The following is a 15,964-nucleotide window of genomic DNA, read 5'->3' as shown; positions in this document are numbered from 1 at the left end:
CGCCGCTCGCGCGCGACGAACGACTGTTTCGCTTCGAGTTTCCGGAACGTCCGGGCGCGCTGATGAAATTCCTGTCGTCGATGGCGCCGAACTGGAACATCAGCCTGTTCCACTACCGCAACCAGGGTGCGGACTACAGCTCGATTCTGGTCGGCATTCAGGTGCCCGGGAGCGACCACGCGGCGTTCGAGCGCTTCATCGAAACGCTCGGCTATCCGTGCTGGGAAGAGACGAAAAACCCGGTCTATCGTCTCTTCCTCGCCTGATCTCTTCGAACCGGAACGCAACGATGGCGCTTTCGCTCGTCGACAAACTGGTGGTCGCAATCTCGTCGCGCGCACTGTTCGACTTCGAGGAAGAGAACCGTGTCTACGAGGCCGGCGACCTGAAGGCTTACGAAGCGTTGCAGCGCGAGCGTCTGAACGTGCCCGCGAAACCGGGCGTGGCGTTTCCGCTGATCCGCAAGCTGCTTGCGCTGAACGCCGGCGGTCATCGCGTCGAAGTGGTGATCCTGTCGCGCAGCGATCCGATCAGCGGTCTGCGCGCGTTTCATTCCTGCCGCGAACACGGGCTCGCGATCGAGCGCGGCGTGTTCACGCGCGGCCGCGCGCCGTTCGGTTATCTGAAGCCGCTGAACGCTTCGCTGTTTTTGTCGGCGAATCAGCACGACGTGCGCGATGCGCTCGCCGCTGGCTTCCCAGCCGCACGCGTGTTGCCGGAATCGGCGAAAATGGCGAGCAAATACCCGGACGAAATCCGCATTGCGTTCGACGGCGACGCGGTCTTGTTTTCCGACGAAGCGGAACGCATCTTCCAGCAAGACGGCCTGCGCGCGTTCGTCGGTCACGAGATCGACAACAAGCATCTGCCGCTCGCGGACGGTCCGCTCAAGCCGCTGCTCGAAGCACTGCACCGGCTGCAAAAACTCGCGGACGCGGCCGCGCCGATGCGCATTCGCACGGCGCTGGTGACGGCGCGCTCGGCGCCCGCGCATGAGCGCGCGATCCGCACCCTGATGGCATGGAACATCGAAATCGACGAAGCGATGTTCCTCGGCGGCCTCGACAAAAGCGCATTTCTGCGCGAGTTCGAGCCCGACTTTTTCTTCGACGACCAGATCGGCCACTGCGAATCGGCCCGCGTCGTAACCGCGACCGGGCACGTGCTGAGTGGCATCGTGAACGCATCATGACACCCGAACAATCCCCGCTCGGCAAGTCCTCGACTTACACCGAACAATACGATCCGACGCTGCTATTTCCGATTGCGCGCAGCCATGCCCGCGAGGCGATCGGCATTACCGCGCGACTGCCGTTTTTCGGCACCGACATCTGGAACGCCTACGAGCTGTCGTGGCTGAACGCGCGCGGCAAGCCTCAGATCGCCGTCGCGACGTTCTTCGTGCCGGCCGACTCGCCGAACATCGTCGAGTCGAAATCGTTCAAGCTGTATCTGGGCTCGTTCGCGCAGACTGCGTTCGACTCGGCCGAGAGCGTGCGCGACACGATCAGGCGCGACGTGTCCGCGTCGTGCGGCGCGACCGTGTCGGTACATCTGAGCACGCCGCACGAATTCGGCAAGCTGAAAATGGAAGAATTCGCCGGTCTGTCGCTCGACCGGCTCGAACTCGAGGCGAGCGTCTATCAGCCGGACGCGTCACTTTTGAGCGCGGCGCGCGACGAAGCGCCGGTCGAGGAAACGCTGTTCTCGAACCTGCTGAAGTCGAACTGCCCGGTGACCGGTCAGCCGGACTGGGGCAGCGTGCAGATCCACTACGCCGGCCCGCAGATCGATCACGCGGGCCTCTTGCGATACATCATCTCGTACCGCAATCACACCGGGTTTCATGAGCAATGCGTCGAGCGAATCTTCGTCGACATCATGAAGATGTGCAAACCGCTGAAGCTCGCCGTGTATGCGCGCTACACGCGTCGCGGCGGGCTCGACATCAACCCGTTCCGCACCAACTACAACCTGCCGATGCCGGACAACACGCGGCTCGCGCGGCAGTAACTCCAACACAAAAAAACAGCGGTAAACGCGACGAGGGCGCCGCAGGCCATCACGACCTGCGGCGCCCTCGTCACATGAAAGCCATCAAAGCGATCAGGCCGCCGGCTTCTTATAAGCGACGCAATCCACCTCGACCTTGCAGTCGATCACCATCGACGACACCACGCACGCGCGCGCCGGCGGATTCTCGCCAAAATACTCGCGAAACACCTTGTTGAACGACGCGAAGTCGCGCGGATCGTCGAGCCACACGCCGCAACGCACGACGTGCTCGGCGCCATAACCCGCTTCCTTCAGGATCGCGAACACGTTCTGGATCGCCTTGTGCGATTGCTCGACGATGCCGCCGTTGATCACTTCGCCGTTTTCCATCGGCGTCTGGCCCGACACGAACAGCCAGCCGTCCGCCTCGACCGCGCGCGCGAACGGCATCACCTGACCGCCCGTTCCCTTTCCGCCTTCCACGCCATATCGCTTCATCGTCACACTCCTTAAAAAGTCGGGCACGCGCGGCGCCCTCGCCGCGCGTGCCGCCATCAATCGATAAAAAATCAGAACGCGCCCTGCGCATCGCCCTTCGACGGCGCGCCGCGCGTGACGAACCGGCCAGCCCGCTCGCCCGTCACCGCGCCATCGCGATACGACAGCACGCCGTTGACCCACACCGCGTCGATGCCGGCAGCGGGCTGCTGGGGCTTGTCGAACGTCGCCACGTCATGCACTTTCGCCGGATCGAACAGCACGAGGTCGGCGTGATAGCCGATATGCACTTCGCCGCGTTGCGCGAGTCCGAAGCGGCGCGCGGACAGGCTCGTCATCTTGCGCACCGCTTCCTCGAGCGGCAGCAACGCGGCATCGCGCGCATAGTGACCGAGCACGCGCGGAAACGCGCCCCACAGCCGCGGATGCGGCAGCGGATCGTTCGGCAGGCCGTCGGAGCCGACCATCGTCGCCGGATGCGACAGGATGCGCCGCACGTCGTCTTCGGACATGTTGTGATAGACCGCGCCGGCCGGCTGCAGGCGCTTGCCCGCCTCCTGCTGCGAGACGCCCCATTCGGCCGCAACTTCCTTGATCAGCTTGCCCGCCATTTCCGGATGCGGCTCGGACCAGGTGATCGTGATGTCGATGTCGCCTGTCACCTGCTTCAGATCGAGCGTCGACGAGCTGCGGTTGTACGGATAGCAGTCGCAACCGACCGGCTGCCCGCCGCGCGCGCCTTCGAGCGACTTCAGCACTTCGACGCTGCGCCCCCAGTTCGACGGCCCCGCGCACTTCAGATGCGAGATCACGACCGGCACACGCGCATGACGACCGACGCGGTAGGCCTCGTCCATCGCGTCGAGAATCGCGTCGAACTCGGTGCGCATATGGGTCGTGTACAGCGCGCCCGCGGCCGCGAGCGGCTCGGCGAGCGCCATCACTTCCTCGGTCGGCGCGGCGAACGCCGAACCGTATGCGAGCCCCGAGCTGAGACCGAGCGCGCCGTGCGCGAGCGCTTCCTCGAGCTGCGCGCACATGCGCTCGATTTCCTCGGCAGTCGCCGCGCGATCGAGCCGGTCCATCTGGTTGTTGCGCAACGCCGTGTGGCCGATCAGGGCGCCGACGTTCACCGCCGGCCGCGCGGCGTTCACCGCGTTCACATAGTCGACGAAGGTCGGGTACTGGAACGCGTCGCGCTCGCCGAGCAGGTTCATCGGATCGGGCGGATCGCCCTTCAGCGATACCGGCGACGCGCTGATCCCGCAATTGCCGACGATCACCGTCGTCACGCCCTGGGTGATCTTGGGCAGCATCTGCGGCGAGCGGATCACATGCGTGTCGTCGTGCGTGTGTACGTCGATGAAGCCCGGCGCGAGCGCGCGCCCCTCGGCCTCGATCACCTCTTCGGCGAGCCAGTTCGACAGATTGCCGATCGCGGCGATGCGCCCGTCGCGGATTGCCACGTCGCGCTCGACGGGCGGCGCGCCCGTGCCGTCGTACAGTTGCGCGCCGACGATCAGCGTGTCGGCGGCTTCGGGATGCGAATGCATGGATCAGTCTCCTAACGGTTGTCGATCGCCGCCGCCGCGGTGCGCGTCGAGCGCGTGCTTCATGCGGCGCAGCAATTCGCGGCTTTCGTCGCCTTGACTGACGGCAAGTTCGGTGACGAGCACATCGAGCGCCATCATCATCGCGTAACGGGACGACGACGGCTTGTAAATGAAATCGGTTTCGAACGCGACGATCGGGATCAGCCAGTTGGCGAGCTTCGCCAGCGGCGACGCGGGCGCCGTCAGCGCGACCACCGTCGCACCGTAGCTGCGCGCGATCTTGCAGTTCTCGACCATCTCGGGCACGCGCCCCGTGGTGGACAGCGCGATCACGACGCACTCGCGCGACACCGTGCTCGCCACCATGCGCTGCAACAGCCCGTCCTGATAGGTCGCGACCGGGCGGCCGAGGCGCACGAGCCTGAAACGCATTTCGTCAGCGAGCGCGGTCGAGCCGCCGCCCATGCCGAACACGTAGATCATGCGCGCATCGCGCAGCGCGGCGGCCGCTTCGGCGAGCGGCGCCTGGCGCAGCAGTTGATGATTGTGCGCGAGCGCCGTTTGCAGCTCGTCGAAGACGCGCGTGGCGATCGGCTCGGGTGCGTCGCTTGCGGTGTCGCGCTCGAGAAACCGCTGACCGACCGCGGCCGCCTGCGCGAGCCGCAGCTTGAGTTCGCGCACGTCGCGGCAGCCGACCGCCTTCGCGAAGCGCGTGACGGTCGCGATGCTGACCTCGGCCTGCTGTGCCAGCGCGCCGATGCTCGCGCGCGACGCGCCGGTCAGATCGTCGAGGATCAGCGCGGCGACCTTGCGTTCGGCCGAGCGCAACTCCGGCGCGCACTCGGCAATGCGCGCGACGATGTCGAAAGCGAGCGGTTCGGCGCTACGGTTCATGGCAGGCGGTGGGGTTCGCGGCACGGCTTTCGCGGCCCTTTCCGGCGGCCTTCGAAACCCATGGTACTAAATAACATTCGTTCAGACATCGTACTTTCGATAACATGGTAAAGTCAAATCTGACTCAATTTACCCGGACGATGGAGCACGGAGACATGAAAGTTACAAACTATCAGGGCGCGACGATTGATCCTTATAGCAAGGGCTTGGGCATGGTTCCGGGCACGAGCATCCAGCTGACGGACGCCGCGCGCCTCGAGTGGAACCTGCTCGCCGAGGACGTCAGCCTGCCGGCCGCCGTGCTGTACGCCGATCGCGTCGAGCACAACCTGAAGTGGATGCAGGCGTTCGTTGCCGAATACGGCGTCAAGCTCGCGCCTCACGGTAAGACCACGATGGCGCCACAACTGTTTCGCCGTCAGCTCGAAACCGGTGCGTGGGGCATCACGCTCGCCACCGCTCATCAGGTGCGCGCGGCGTACCACGGCGGCGTCTCGCGCATCCTGATGGCGAATCAGCTGGTCGGCCGTCACAACATGATGATGATCGCCGAATTGCTCAGCGATCCGGATTTCGAATTCTTCTGCCTCGTCGATTCGGCTGAAGGCGTCGAGCAACTCGGCGAATTCTTCACCTCGGTGAAGAAGCCGCTGCAGGTGCTGCTCGAACTCGGCGTGCCGGGTGGACGCACCGGCGTGCGCGACGAAGCGCAGCGCAACGCGGTGCTCGACGCGATCGCGCGCTATCCGGACGTGCTGAAGCTCGCGGGGGTCGAACTGTACGAAGGCGTGCTGAAGGAAGAACCCGAAGTGCGCGCGTTCCTGCAAGGCGCGGTTGCGGTCACTCGCGAACTTGTCGAGCAGGGGCGTTTCGCGCGCTCGCCGGCGGTGCTATCGGGCGCGGGATCGGCGTGGTACGACGTGGTCGCCGAAGAGTTCGCGCAGGCGACGCAATCCGGCAAGGTCGAGGTCGTGCTGCGTCCCGGCTGCTATCTGACGCATGACGTCGGCATCTATCGCAAGGCGCAGACCGACATTTTCAAGCGCAATCCTGTCGCGAAGAAAATGGGCGAAGGCTTGCTGCCGGCGCTGCAATTGTGGGCGTACGTGCAGTCCATTCCCGAGCCGGATCGCGCGATCATCGGCCTCGGCAAACGCGACTCCGCGTTCGACGCAGGCATGCCGGAGCCGGCGCGCCACTATCGTCCGGGCCAGCAAGCGCCGCGCGACATCGCCGCGAGCGAGGGCTGGGAAATCTTCGGTCTGATGGATCAGCACGCGTACCTGCGGATTCCCGCGGGCGCCGATCTGAAAGTGGGCGACATGATCGCGTTCGACATCTCGCATCCGTGCCTGACGTTCGACAAGTGGAAGCAGGTGCTGGTCGTCGATCCGCAGTATCGCGTGAAGGAAGTGATCGAGACGTTCTTCTGATCGGATCACGCCGCGCTGACTGAAGCGCGATCTGTTCCGCTAAAGAAAAAGGCTGTGCGCCCTTGGGCTCACAGCCTTTTTTATCGCCACGCGCGGACTAAAAATCACATGCGCTGCGCCGCCTCGTCGCCAGCGGTCTCCTGCGGCGCGGCGGCCACGGTCGCGGCGCCGGCGTTGGCCGTCACCTCGCCGATGCGCGTCTCCAACATTCTCAGCGCGCTCGACAACGCCGCGAGCGCCTCATCCGGCAACCCGGCCATCGTGCTGTGCAAGAACGCGTTGCGACGCGGCAGGCTCGCTTCGGTCGCGGCGTGGCCCGCTTCGGTCAGGCGCACGTTGGTCACGCGGTTATCGCGCGTATCCATGCTGCGCGCGATCCAGCCCAACCCTTCGAGCGCCTTCAGCTGTCGCGTGAGCGCGCCAGGATCGACGCGCAACCGCTCGACGAGCCGCTTCTGCGACGACTCGCCGGCCTGCTCGCGCAGCGCGAGCAGAATGCGCCAGCGTGGCAACGGATGCCCCACCTGGGCCTCGAATGCCGACATGAACGCCCGATACGTGCGACCAAATTGCTGCATGACGGCGACGCGGTCCTGTTCTTCCATAATCTGCCTGTCCAACACCAAGTTCAAAAATCAGTCTGCGTGAATCACCGGCTCGAGCTTGCGCTGCAGCTTGATCGGCGGCACGCGGCGGGTTTGCCACACCGACACGACGGCGATCACCGCGGCCATCGCGAGACCCAGATGAATCGCCCCGACCAGCGCCTCGCGCGCACTTTCGAGCAACATCGCGCCGTTGTGGCCAGCGTGGGTCAACTGGTCGACGAGCGTGGTCTGCGCATCGCGGTTGATCAGGATCTGCGGATCGCCGAGATCGGCGAACCAGTGCGACGCGCCCGCGCCTTCGAGCGCATTGCGCACACCGCTCTTGTACATGTGGGTCACGAGCGTGCCGGTCAGCGCCGTGCCGATCATGCCACCGATCATCCGCAGCGACTGCAGCAGCGCCGTCGCGATGCCGAGGTGTTCGCGGCCCGCGGTCTGCTGCGCGAAGATCGTCAGGTTCGGCATCACGAAGCCGAGCCCGAGGCCGCCGACGACCATGAACGACATCAGCACCCATTGCTGCATCGAACGGGTCGCGACGACGATGCCAAGGCATGACAGCGCGACCATCGCAAAGCCGATGTACAGCATCAGGTTCGGATTCTTCACCCGCGACACGACGCGCCCGTTCGCGATACTGCCGATCGTGATGAACACGACGAGCGGCGTGATCACGAGGCCCGCCTCTTTCGGCGACATGCCGAAGCCGCCCTGGAACAGCAGCGGTGCGTAGAACAGCAGCGAGAACATCGTGAAGCCGCCGAGCACGGCCAGCGTGAACAGCGCGGCCAGACTGCGGTTGCGGAACATGTCGACGGGCAGGATCGCGGTCGGGCAGCGCTTTTCCCATTTCCACAGCGTGACGGCCGACGCGACGGCGAGCCCGAGCAGCGCGAACGCGCTCAGCGTGACGCCGTGCTTCGGCAGCAATTCGACGAACAGCTGCAGTGAGCCGAGCGCGATCGCGATCAGCAGCGCGCCGGGCCAGTCGAGCCGCATTTTGCCGGTATGTTCGACGTGCCGCAGATGCGGCAGGAAACGCCAGACGAAAAACAGCGACAGCAGCCCGACCGGCAAATTCACATAGAACACCGAGCGCCAGCCGTAGTACTGCGTGAGAAAACCGCCGAGCGACGGGCCGACCGCATTGGCGATGCCGAACGCCGAACTCATCAGCACCTGCCAGCGCAGCCGCACGACGGAATCCGGGAACAGATCGGGAATGCATGCGAACGCGGTGCCGACGAGCATGCCGCCGCCAATGCCCTGCAACCCGCGCGCGAGCACGAGAAACAGCATGCTGTTGGCCGCGCCGCACAGCACCGAGGCGCCGGTGAACACGACGATCGACGCAATCACGAACGGCTTGCGCCCGTAATAATCGCCAAGCCGCCCGAAAATCGGCACGGTGATCACCGAGGTCAGCAGATACGAGGTTGCGACCCATGCGTACAACTCGAAGCCTCGGAGTTCGGACACGATGGTGGGCAGCGCGGTGCCGACCACGGTCTGGTCGAGCGCGACCAGCATCGTGACGAACGAGATGCCGAGCATGGCCAGCAGGGATTCGCGGAACGGTAAGACTTGCCCACTCGAATGGTGGGCGGCGGTATGGACAGCCATTTTTGATGGAGCAAAAGTTGACGTGTCAAAAGATTGGCGATCATACCATGATGCGACGCTCCAAGCGGGACGGAACGCGTCTTGCAACGCGGTAGACTGACTCCAGGTACGCAACACACGACATGCCAGGGAGGCCCATGCAGCCGAGTTCGCTCGCAACTCCATACTTATCGGAGCAGGACCTCGCCGCGCTGCGGCGCGCGAAACACCAGCTCGAAAGCCCCGCGCTCACGATGAAGCTCGCGAGCGTCGTCGGCGCGCCGATCGAGAAGCTGCTATCGCGCATCCCGGCGTTCGCCAACCAAAAAGTGTCCGATGCGACGCAGGCCGCGTTGCGCAAATGTCTGTCGATCGCGCTACGCACGCTCGGCCGGCGCGACGACGCTAAGCTTCTCGCGCCCGACAAGCCGAACAACCTGCTGCACAAGTTCGCGGTCGCGACCACCGGCGCGGCCGGCGGGGCGTTTGGATTGATCGCGCTGCCAGTCGAGCTGCCGGTCACGACTACGCTGATGTTCCGCTCGATCTGCGACATCGCGCGCAGCGAGGGCGAGGACCTGACCTCGGTCGACACGCAGCTGCAATGCCTGACCGTGCTCGGCATGGGCGGTACATCGAGCGAGGACGACGACGCCGACCTCGGCTACTTCTTCATGCGCGGCGCGCTAGCGCAGGCGGTGTCGAAGGCGTCTTCCGAGGTGGCCAGCAAGGGCTTCACGACCCACGGGTCGGCGGCGCTGCTGCGACTGCTCAACGCGATCGCCGCGCGCTTTTCGGTGCAGGTCAGCGAACAGATCGCTGCCAAATCGATTCCCGCGATCGGCGCGGTGCTCGGCGCGATGGTCAACACCGTGTTTATCGATCACTTCCAGCAGGTCGCGCACGGGCACTTCACCGTGCGGCGGCTCGAGCGGCAATACGGCCAGCAAACGATCGAAGCCGTCTATCGGACGCTCGACGTCACGCTCGACGCCTGAGCCCTGTTTGCGGCGCGGCTCGTCGCGCGTCGCACGAACGCGGCCGCGCGATCGAGCGCGCGGTTCGCCTCCGGCATGAACGGCGCGAACATCGGCCACACGTGCGGCAGGTTTTTCCACACCTCGCATTCGCAATCGACTCCTGCCGCGTGCGCATGGTCGGCGACGCGGCGCGCGTCGTCGAGCAGCACCTCGGTGCTGCCCGCCTGCAAGAACAGCGGCGGCAGACCGTGCAGGTCCGCGTAGACCGGCGACGCGTACGGATGCGTGGCCGGCGCGTCGCCGAGATAGACCTTGGCCGCGCGCTCGATCGAGGCGCCACAGAACATCGGATCAACGCTGTCGTTGGTGCGCAGGCTCGCGCCGGTCGTCGCCAGATCGGTCCACGGCGAGAACAGCAGGCCGCCAGCGGGCATCGGTGCGCCGGCGTCGCGCAGCGCGACCAGCGTGGCGAGCGCGAGGCCGCCGCCGGCCGAGTCGCCGGCGACCACGATCGAGCTCGGTGCGATGCCCATCGCGAGCAGTTGTCGATAGGCGGCGGTGGCGTCCTCAAGCGCGGCCGGAAAGCGATGCTCGGGCGCGAGGCGGTAGTCGAGGGAGAAGAGCCGCGCGTCTGCGCGGGTAGCGAGAGCGAACGTTAGCGACCGATGCGTGCGCGGCGAGCAGAAGTAGTAGCCTCCGCCGTGGCAATACAGCACCGTCGGCTCCGCGCCGCCGGCCGTGCCGCCGTCCACACGTTCCAGCCATTCGCCGACGAGCGGCGCCTCGCCCGCGCCATACGTTTCGCGAAGATGCCAGCCGCGCGGCACGCGTGGCGACCACACCCGCTTCGAGGTCAGCGCGCGCGCCCGCTCGACGTTGATAGACGGTTTGAGGGTTTCGGGCCGGAACTGCCTGCGCAAATACCAGCAAGCGAGCGCGCTTTGCCAGCTCATCGGGACATGCTCCTTCGTTGAAGTCCCGTCATGGTACGGGCGGTGGCGGGGGCGCCGTTGGTTGGCGGGTTCTAACGGTGTGAAGCTGCTTTTGGCCGCGGCACGCGCGCTCGGCCCACGCGAGGCCCACGCCTAGTTCGCCGGCAACACCTGCCCGCGAATTTCGCCCGTCGGATTCTGCGCGGTATGAACATTGAAGTACCACTGCCCCGCCATCAGATCCGTGACCTGCTGCTCGGTCAGCTTCGCCGTGCCTTTGATCGGACTCGCGAGGCCATTCTTCCCGATCGGCACCTGGACCTTCGCGTTCTGGCCAACCGGCGCGGGACCATGGAAATGCGCGGCGGTGACCGGACTGCTCAAGCCTTCGTAAGTGACAGTCCACTGCAGCGATTGGGTGGACGTGTCGAAGGTCGCATTCAGCATGCCGTGCCCGTGACTCACGCGCGGCGGCACTTCGCTCGACGGCTGGAGATTCGCCTTCAGCGCAACCGTATCCGCGAACGCAGCGCCCGACGCAAGCGCCCACACCACCACGGCCAGATTCAATTTTCGCAGCGAAATCATGGTCTTCTCCGGACATTGACGCGCCGCCGCGGCACCCGTGTCGGCCGTGCGGAGCTTCCACATACTAGTGCAAATCATTTGGAGCCGGTAAGGCTGAGATGGTGGCTTGCGCGGGCCGCTTTAATTCGAACCGGACTGTGATTGAAACAGAAGGCCTGATGGGCAACGTGCGCAATGCGCACAGGCGTTCGTCACGATATGCCTAAAATACCGGCAACAACGTAGTGCGAAATCGTTTTAATCGATTTAATCGAAAAGTTAATTGCGCGATTTGCAATGAATAAATGACGCTGTTCCTGGTATGCTTCGATTTGCGAGAAGTGACTCCTTCATCGAAGGATGTCTCCAAATCTTTAACGCGGCTTCGGCCGCGTTTTTTTTCGTCCCGATTTTGATCGCGCCCGTTTGAATCGGCCGCGTATTCGCGCGAGGTCACCGCCCGCCGCCCGCTAGGCGAGCAATGCGGCCTGCTGTTCGATGCCATCGAGCATCGCCTCGCATTGGCGGATTAGCGCATGCCCCTCGTTACGCAACTGCTCGGGCGACTTCGCGACAATGTCGCGACGATAGGCTTCGAGCGCGTGTACGAGTGGCTGATACTGCAGCACGCTGGCCGCCCCCATCACCCGATGCAGCCACTCGGGCACCCGCCCCGTGTCCGCGCGTTCGAGTAACGTCGCAAGCGCGTTGAAGTCTTCGCGCATCGACGAGATGAATGAACCGAGCAACGCCTTGACCGTCGACTCGCTTCCCCATAACTGCGTCATGTGTGTTAGTTCGACGGGCACGTACGGTTCGACACCGACGCGCTGCGTGATCTGCCGCTCGCCGGCCGGCGCAGACGATTCGCGACCGCATGTTTCTGCCGGCGCGGGGTGCCGAACGGTGTCGGTGCCAAACCAGCGGCTCAGGTAGTCGCGCAACGTGGCGAGCCGAGTCGGCTTGATCAGACTGTCGTCCATGCCGGCTTCGCGGCACAGCCTCAGGTCGTCGGGCGCGGTGTTGGCCGTGATGCCGAGTATCGGCAGACGCTGCGCGCCGCCGCGCAGTGCCTCCGCTTCGCGGATACGGCGAGTCAGTTCGTACCCGGACAGGTTCGGCATGTGACAGTCCGTGATCAGGCAGCCATAGCTCGTGCGCTCGAGCGCGAGAAGCGCTTCGGCGCCGTCGTTCGCGACGTCGCACGCGAACCCCAGCAGGGCGAGTTGATGGCGGATCAACTCCTGATTGACTGGGTGATCTTCCGCGACAAGAATCAGTCGCCCGCTCGCGATCGCGCGTTCACGATCAGGCGGCGGCGCGACGCCATCGGTCGAGAACGGCACGCCTGGCGCTCGCGGTACCATCGGGGACATCGACGACAGGCCCGTCATCGCGGCCGCGCATGCGGCGCCGAGGCCGCGCCACGAAATCGGATTGATGCTCACGCGCACCTTGTCGTCGAGGATGCGGTAACCCGTCGGCATCGGCTTTTCGGTCAGCGTGACGACACGCGCATTTGCGCCGATCTGTACGGGCAACGTGACGTCCTCGCCGACGAACAGCAGATCCGCGCGGCTCAGCACGTCGCTTTTGCCCTGCGTCGCCGCAGCGGCCGAGAGGCTGCGCAGTTCGAGCCCGAGCGCCTCGCCGAAGTGTGCGAGAGCGCGGCCGATGCGCGGATCTCGCGTGATCACGACGGCGCGTTTGCCGCGCAGACCGTTGATCGAATAACGCTGCTCGACGATCGGCATCGTCAGCCGCACGGTCATCCTCGTGCCGTGGCCCGGTTCGCTGCGCAGCGCGAGCGTGCCGTTCATCAGGTCGATCAGCTTGCGGCAGATCGTCAGCCCAAGGCCCGTGCCGCCGAAGCGCCGCGTGGTGGACGACTCAGCCTGCACGAACGGCTCGAACAGGCCCGCCTGCACATCCGGCGCGATGCCGATGCCGGTGTCCTCAACGGTCAGCTCCAACGTCTGCGAGTCCGCGCGATCTTGGACGACCGCCACGCTCACACCCACCTCGCCCTTCGGCGTGAACTTGATCGCATTGCCGAGCAGATTGAACAGAATCTGGCGCAGACGCACGCTGTCGCCGCGGAGCGTCGCGGCGGCGTCGGTCGCGATGTCGACGCGCACTTTCAGCCCCTTTTCGTGGGCGCGCCCCGCGAGCAGGCCGACCGCGTTATCGACGAGTTCGCGCAGATCGATCGGCTCGGCTTCGAGCGTGAGCCGCCCCGCCTCGATCTTCGAATAATCGAGCAGATCATCGAGAATCTGCAGCAGCGCGCCCGCCGACTCATGGATCATGCCGAGCATTTCGCTCTGATCGGTACTGAGCGGCGTGCGCTCGAGCACTTCGACGAGACCGAGCACACCGTTCATCGGGGTGCGGATTTCGTGGCTCATCATCGCGAAGAAGTCGTCCTTCGCGCGCGAGGCCGCCTCGGCCACGTCGCGTGCCCGCGCGAGTTCCTCCGAACGCGCGCGCTCGACGCTCGCATCGACCCAATAGCCGCTCCAAACGACGCTGCCATCGGCTTCTCGCCGCGGCACCAGCTCGGCCCGCACCCACTTTAGTTGACCGGCGTTTTCCAGGCGGAACTCCATATGCACGGGGGAGGCGCAGCTCGCGGAACGCTCGAGCTCGGCGAGAACGCGCGGCCGATCCAGCTCCGACACTCGTTGGAAATCGACTCGTGCCCCCCCATGCCAATCACCCTCGCCGAGCAGATGCCGCGTGTCGCCGCCGATGTACGGGAAGGAATACGCGCCGGACGGCGAGCGCCGCAACTGGAACACGACGGCGGGCAACGAGCGCGTGACGTCGAACAGGCGCCGTTCGGTTTCGCTCGCGCGCATTTCAGCGCGCCGGATGTCGGTGATGTCGACCATCGTGCCAAGCACGTACGCCGGATGCCCATCGCTGGCCTCGCAGACGCTCGTCCAGAAAATCCCATGCCGCGTCTCGCCAGCGCCGTCCTCGAACTGGAGTTCGACTTTCGCGATGCCGCCGCCGCGCAGGATCTCGCCCGTGATGTCGTCGAGCACGCGGCTGTTTGCGTCGCCCCATGTGCCGACCTCGGTCGTCGTGCGCCCGAGCACGTCCTTCCGCTCCAGCCCGCACACTTTCTCATAGGCCTCGTTGATCGCGATGTACCGTCCGTCCAGGCCTTTCGCGATGAGCGGATACGGCACCGTCTTCATCATCGTTTCCTGGAAGTTCAATTGCAGTGCGAGTTCGCGCTCGGTCTGCTTGCGTAGCCGGACTTCGCGTTGCAGCAGCACGTACGCGCGCAACGTGACCAGCAGCACGACGCCGATGCCGATCAGCACCGGCAGCAGCCGCACCGCCGTCACGCTCCATACGGCGTTGTCCGGCGCGGCGGGACTCACCCACTTGCGCCGGATGCGCTGCTTTTCGGCTGCCGGCATCGCCTGCAACGCGCGATCGATCAGCTTGACGAGCGGGCTCAGATCCTCGCGCACAGCAAAATACAACGAGTCGGATTCGCCGAGCGAGTCGAGCACCCTGAGCGAGCCGACGTAGTGCTGCCGCAGTTGCACGTTGATCGCGGCCGCGTTGCCGACCAGCACGTCGGCCTCGCCGCTCGCGACCATGCGCATCGCCTCGCCCAGGCTCGCCGCGACGACGATGTGATCGACCGGCACCGCTTCCAACGCGAGCGGCACCGAGCCGGCCACGTGCGGCGACATCACGACGCGGCACGACGTGATGTCGTCGAACGAGCATGGGGGCGGCGCGCCGCTCCGCCCGACGATCACCAGCGGATCGCTCTCGTACACCCGGCTATGGTCGGCGCCTACCAGGAGCGCGGCGCGACTCGATGTGGAGGACAGCATCGCGAGGTCGCCACGCTGGAACGCTTCGACGGCGGCGGCCCAGTCGGCCATGCGCGCGCGGTTGAACACGACACCGAGCGTGCTGCTCAGGTACGTGAGGTAATCGGCGGTCAGACCGACGGGGCGGCCTGCGGAATCAACATAGCTGAACGGCGCCCAGTCGTTGTCGAAGCCGACCTGCAACGGCGGCAGCGAACGCAGCCAGTTCTTCTCTTCCGGCGTCAACGTGAAGCGTGGTGCATGCGGCGCGGGCGCCGCGTTGAAGTTGCCGGACAGCCAGCGCGCGCGTATCGCGGCGGCCTCGGCGGGATTCATCGACACGAGCGCGCGGTTCAGCTGATCGCGCAAAGCAGGCTGGCGAGGCGATACGGCAAAGCGCAGGTCGAGCGCTTTGCCGCCTTGCTCGAACGCTACGCGCAGATTGCGATACGCGTCGGTCGCCAGTTCGTATTGCACGACCGGCGTGAAGCCGAAGTAGACGTCTGCATCGCCATGCAGTAGCGCGTTCAGCGCTTCGTGCGTGCTCGCGAACGAGACGATACTCGCGCGAGGAAAACCTGCGCGCAACAAACGCTCACGCGCAAAACCGCGCTCGATCGCGATACGCGCGCCAGCGAGGGCGGTGGGGCTCACACGCCGGGCGTCGTCGCGACGCACGACGGCCGAGGCGAACGAGTGGAAGTAAGGAGCCGTAAAGCTGAGGCAGCGCTCGCGCTCCGGCGTGCGCGCTATGCTCGTCAGCAGGTCGACCTCGCCGGCGCAAGCCGCGGCGACCAGCTTGGTCATGTCGGGAAAGCTCTTCGTCTCGACGACGACGTTCGGCCCCACGAGCGCGCGCAACAGGTCGCCGCTGACGCCGGCGAGCCGGCCGCCCTGCGGAATGTCGAACGGCGCCCAGCCTCCTTCGAGAATGCCGACCGTCAATCTGGCAGGAAATGCAATGGATGACGACGCGGAAGAACCCGCTCCCACTGCGGAAATTACGGGCGGCTGTGACGCAGCGCCGGCAGGTCCGGCCATGCAGACCGCATCCGTAACC

General features: G+C 65.4%; 12 protein-coding genes and 1 pseudogene. 5 read left to right on the top strand and 8 right to left on the bottom strand.

The window, feature by feature from the left end; all coding sequences use genetic code 11:
- From F6X39_RS29520 to queF, 3 genes and pseudogenes are all read left to right on the top strand, one after another.
- Positions 1-266 (top strand): annotated as a pseudogene (locus F6X39_RS29520) (threonine ammonia-lyase, biosynthetic); the annotation flags it as partial.
- Between the two features lie 23 nt (positions 267-289).
- The gene (locus F6X39_RS29515) at positions 290-1,192 is read left to right on the top strand and encodes a 5'-nucleotidase (RefSeq protein ID WP_184062437.1); all 903 of its coding nucleotides are present in this window, start codon (positions 290-292) and stop codon (positions 1,190-1,192) included.
- Positions 1,189-2,013 carry an NADPH-dependent 7-cyano-7-deazaguanine reductase QueF gene (queF, locus tag F6X39_RS29510; RefSeq protein ID WP_187619170.1) on the top strand — a complete coding sequence of 275 codons (825 nt, stop codon included), beginning with the start codon at positions 1,189-1,191 and terminating at the stop codon, positions 2,011-2,013. Before F6X39_RS29515 ends, queF begins: the two co-directional genes overlap by 4 nt.
- A gap of 93 nt (positions 2,014-2,106) precedes the next feature.
- On the opposite strand, the gene F6X39_RS29505 is transcribed toward queF, so the two are convergent.
- From F6X39_RS29505 to F6X39_RS29495, 3 genes are all read right to left on the bottom strand, one after another.
- Positions 2,107-2,493, bottom strand: coding sequence for a RidA family protein (locus F6X39_RS29505; RefSeq protein WP_008923846.1), 387 nt, complete (start codon positions 2,491-2,493; stop codon positions 2,107-2,109).
- A gap of 71 nt (positions 2,494-2,564) precedes the next feature.
- On the bottom strand, positions 2,565-4,046 hold the full coding sequence (locus F6X39_RS29500; protein ID WP_187619169.1) for an N-acyl-D-amino-acid deacylase family protein: 1,482 nt from the start codon (positions 4,044-4,046) through the stop codon (positions 2,565-2,567).
- A 3-nt stretch (positions 4,047-4,049) separates the two neighbouring features.
- Positions 4,050-4,940: a MurR/RpiR family transcriptional regulator gene (locus F6X39_RS29495; RefSeq protein ID WP_090802984.1), complete on the bottom strand. Its 891-nt coding sequence runs from the start codon at positions 4,938-4,940 to the stop codon at positions 4,050-4,052.
- Between the two features lie 155 nt (positions 4,941-5,095).
- Here F6X39_RS29495 and F6X39_RS29490 point away from each other — a divergent pair, with 155 nt between their 5' ends.
- Positions 5,096-6,373 (top strand): amino acid deaminase, encoded by a 1,278-nt coding sequence (locus F6X39_RS29490; protein WP_090802982.1) that lies wholly within the window; start codon positions 5,096-5,098, stop codon positions 6,371-6,373.
- Positions 6,374-6,477: 104 nt separating this feature from the next.
- Here F6X39_RS29490 and F6X39_RS29485 read toward each other — a convergent pair whose 3' ends face one another.
- Both F6X39_RS29485 and F6X39_RS29480 read right to left on the bottom strand, forming a co-directional pair.
- The gene (locus F6X39_RS29485; protein ID WP_187619168.1) at positions 6,478-6,978 is read right to left on the bottom strand and encodes a MarR family winged helix-turn-helix transcriptional regulator; all 501 of its coding nucleotides are present in this window, start codon (positions 6,976-6,978) and stop codon (positions 6,478-6,480) included.
- A 30-nt stretch (positions 6,979-7,008) separates the two neighbouring features.
- The gene (locus tag F6X39_RS29480) at positions 7,009-8,604 is read right to left on the bottom strand and encodes an MDR family MFS transporter (protein WP_187612591.1); all 1,596 of its coding nucleotides are present in this window, start codon (positions 8,602-8,604) and stop codon (positions 7,009-7,011) included.
- Between the two features lie 137 nt (positions 8,605-8,741).
- Between F6X39_RS29480 and F6X39_RS29475 the strand changes: the two genes are divergently transcribed.
- Positions 8,742-9,581 (top strand): EcsC family protein, encoded by an 840-nt coding sequence (locus F6X39_RS29475; RefSeq protein WP_187619167.1) that lies wholly within the window; start codon positions 8,742-8,744, stop codon positions 9,579-9,581.
- Here F6X39_RS29475 and F6X39_RS29470 read toward each other — a convergent pair.
- The 3 genes from F6X39_RS29470 to F6X39_RS29460 form a co-directional block, all read right to left on the bottom strand.
- Positions 9,548-10,516, bottom strand: a complete 969-nt coding sequence (locus F6X39_RS29470; RefSeq protein WP_187619166.1) for an alpha/beta hydrolase — start codon at positions 10,514-10,516, stop codon at positions 9,548-9,550. The two genes, F6X39_RS29475 and F6X39_RS29470, sit on opposite strands and share 34 nt — an antisense overlap.
- 132 nt (positions 10,517-10,648) lie before the next feature.
- On the bottom strand, positions 10,649-11,083 hold the full coding sequence (locus F6X39_RS29465) for a CHRD domain-containing protein (protein WP_187619165.1): 435 nt from the start codon (positions 11,081-11,083) through the stop codon (positions 10,649-10,651).
- A 449-nt stretch (positions 11,084-11,532) separates the two neighbouring features.
- Positions 11,533-15,945: an ATP-binding protein gene (locus tag F6X39_RS29460; RefSeq protein WP_262414854.1), complete on the bottom strand. Its 4,413-nt coding sequence runs from the start codon at positions 15,943-15,945 to the stop codon at positions 11,533-11,535.
- Positions 15,946-15,964 lie beyond the last annotated feature (19 nt).

The sequence above is a fragment of the Paraburkholderia sp. UCT2 genome, assembly GCF_014397665.1.
In the GTDB taxonomy this organism is placed as follows: domain Bacteria; phylum Pseudomonadota; class Gammaproteobacteria; order Burkholderiales; family Burkholderiaceae; genus Paraburkholderia; species Paraburkholderia tuberum.
This window is presented reverse-complemented; position numbering and strand designations above follow the sequence as displayed.

What these genes read in the sequence shown, in the direction of transcription:
- F6X39_RS29515 (WP_184062437.1), top strand. Translation starts at nt 290, where the DNA reads ATGGCGCTTTCGCTCGTCGACAAACTGGTGGTCGCAATCTCGTCGCGC.
- queF (WP_187619170.1), top strand. Translation starts at nt 1,189, where the DNA reads ATGACACCCGAACAATCCCCGCTCGGCAAGTCCTCGACTTACACCGAA.
- F6X39_RS29505 (WP_008923846.1), bottom strand. Translation starts at nt 2,493, where the DNA reads ATGAAGCGATATGGCGTGGAAGGCGGAAAGGGAACGGGCGGTCAGGTG.
- F6X39_RS29500 (WP_187619169.1), bottom strand. Translation starts at nt 4,046, where the DNA reads ATGCATTCGCATCCCGAAGCCGCCGACACGCTGATCGTCGGCGCGCAA.
- F6X39_RS29495 (WP_090802984.1), bottom strand. Translation starts at nt 4,940, where the DNA reads ATGAACCGTAGCGCCGAACCGCTCGCTTTCGACATCGTCGCGCGCATT.
- F6X39_RS29490 (WP_090802982.1), top strand. Translation starts at nt 5,096, where the DNA reads ATGAAAGTTACAAACTATCAGGGCGCGACGATTGATCCTTATAGCAAG.
- F6X39_RS29485 (WP_187619168.1), bottom strand. Translation starts at nt 6,978, where the DNA reads ATGGAAGAACAGGACCGCGTCGCCGTCATGCAGCAATTTGGTCGCACG.
- F6X39_RS29480 (WP_187612591.1), bottom strand. Translation starts at nt 8,604, where the DNA reads ATGGCTGTCCATACCGCCGCCCACCATTCGAGTGGGCAAGTCTTACCG.
- F6X39_RS29475 (WP_187619167.1), top strand. Translation starts at nt 8,742, where the DNA reads ATGCAGCCGAGTTCGCTCGCAACTCCATACTTATCGGAGCAGGACCTC.
- F6X39_RS29470 (WP_187619166.1), bottom strand. Translation starts at nt 10,516, where the DNA reads ATGAGCTGGCAAAGCGCGCTCGCTTGCTGGTATTTGCGCAGGCAGTTC.
- F6X39_RS29465 (WP_187619165.1), bottom strand. Translation starts at nt 11,083, where the DNA reads ATGATTTCGCTGCGAAAATTGAATCTGGCCGTGGTGGTGTGGGCGCTT.
- F6X39_RS29460 (WP_262414854.1), bottom strand. Translation starts at nt 15,945, where the DNA reads ATGGCCGGACCTGCCGGCGCTGCGTCACAGCCGCCCGTAATTTCCGCA.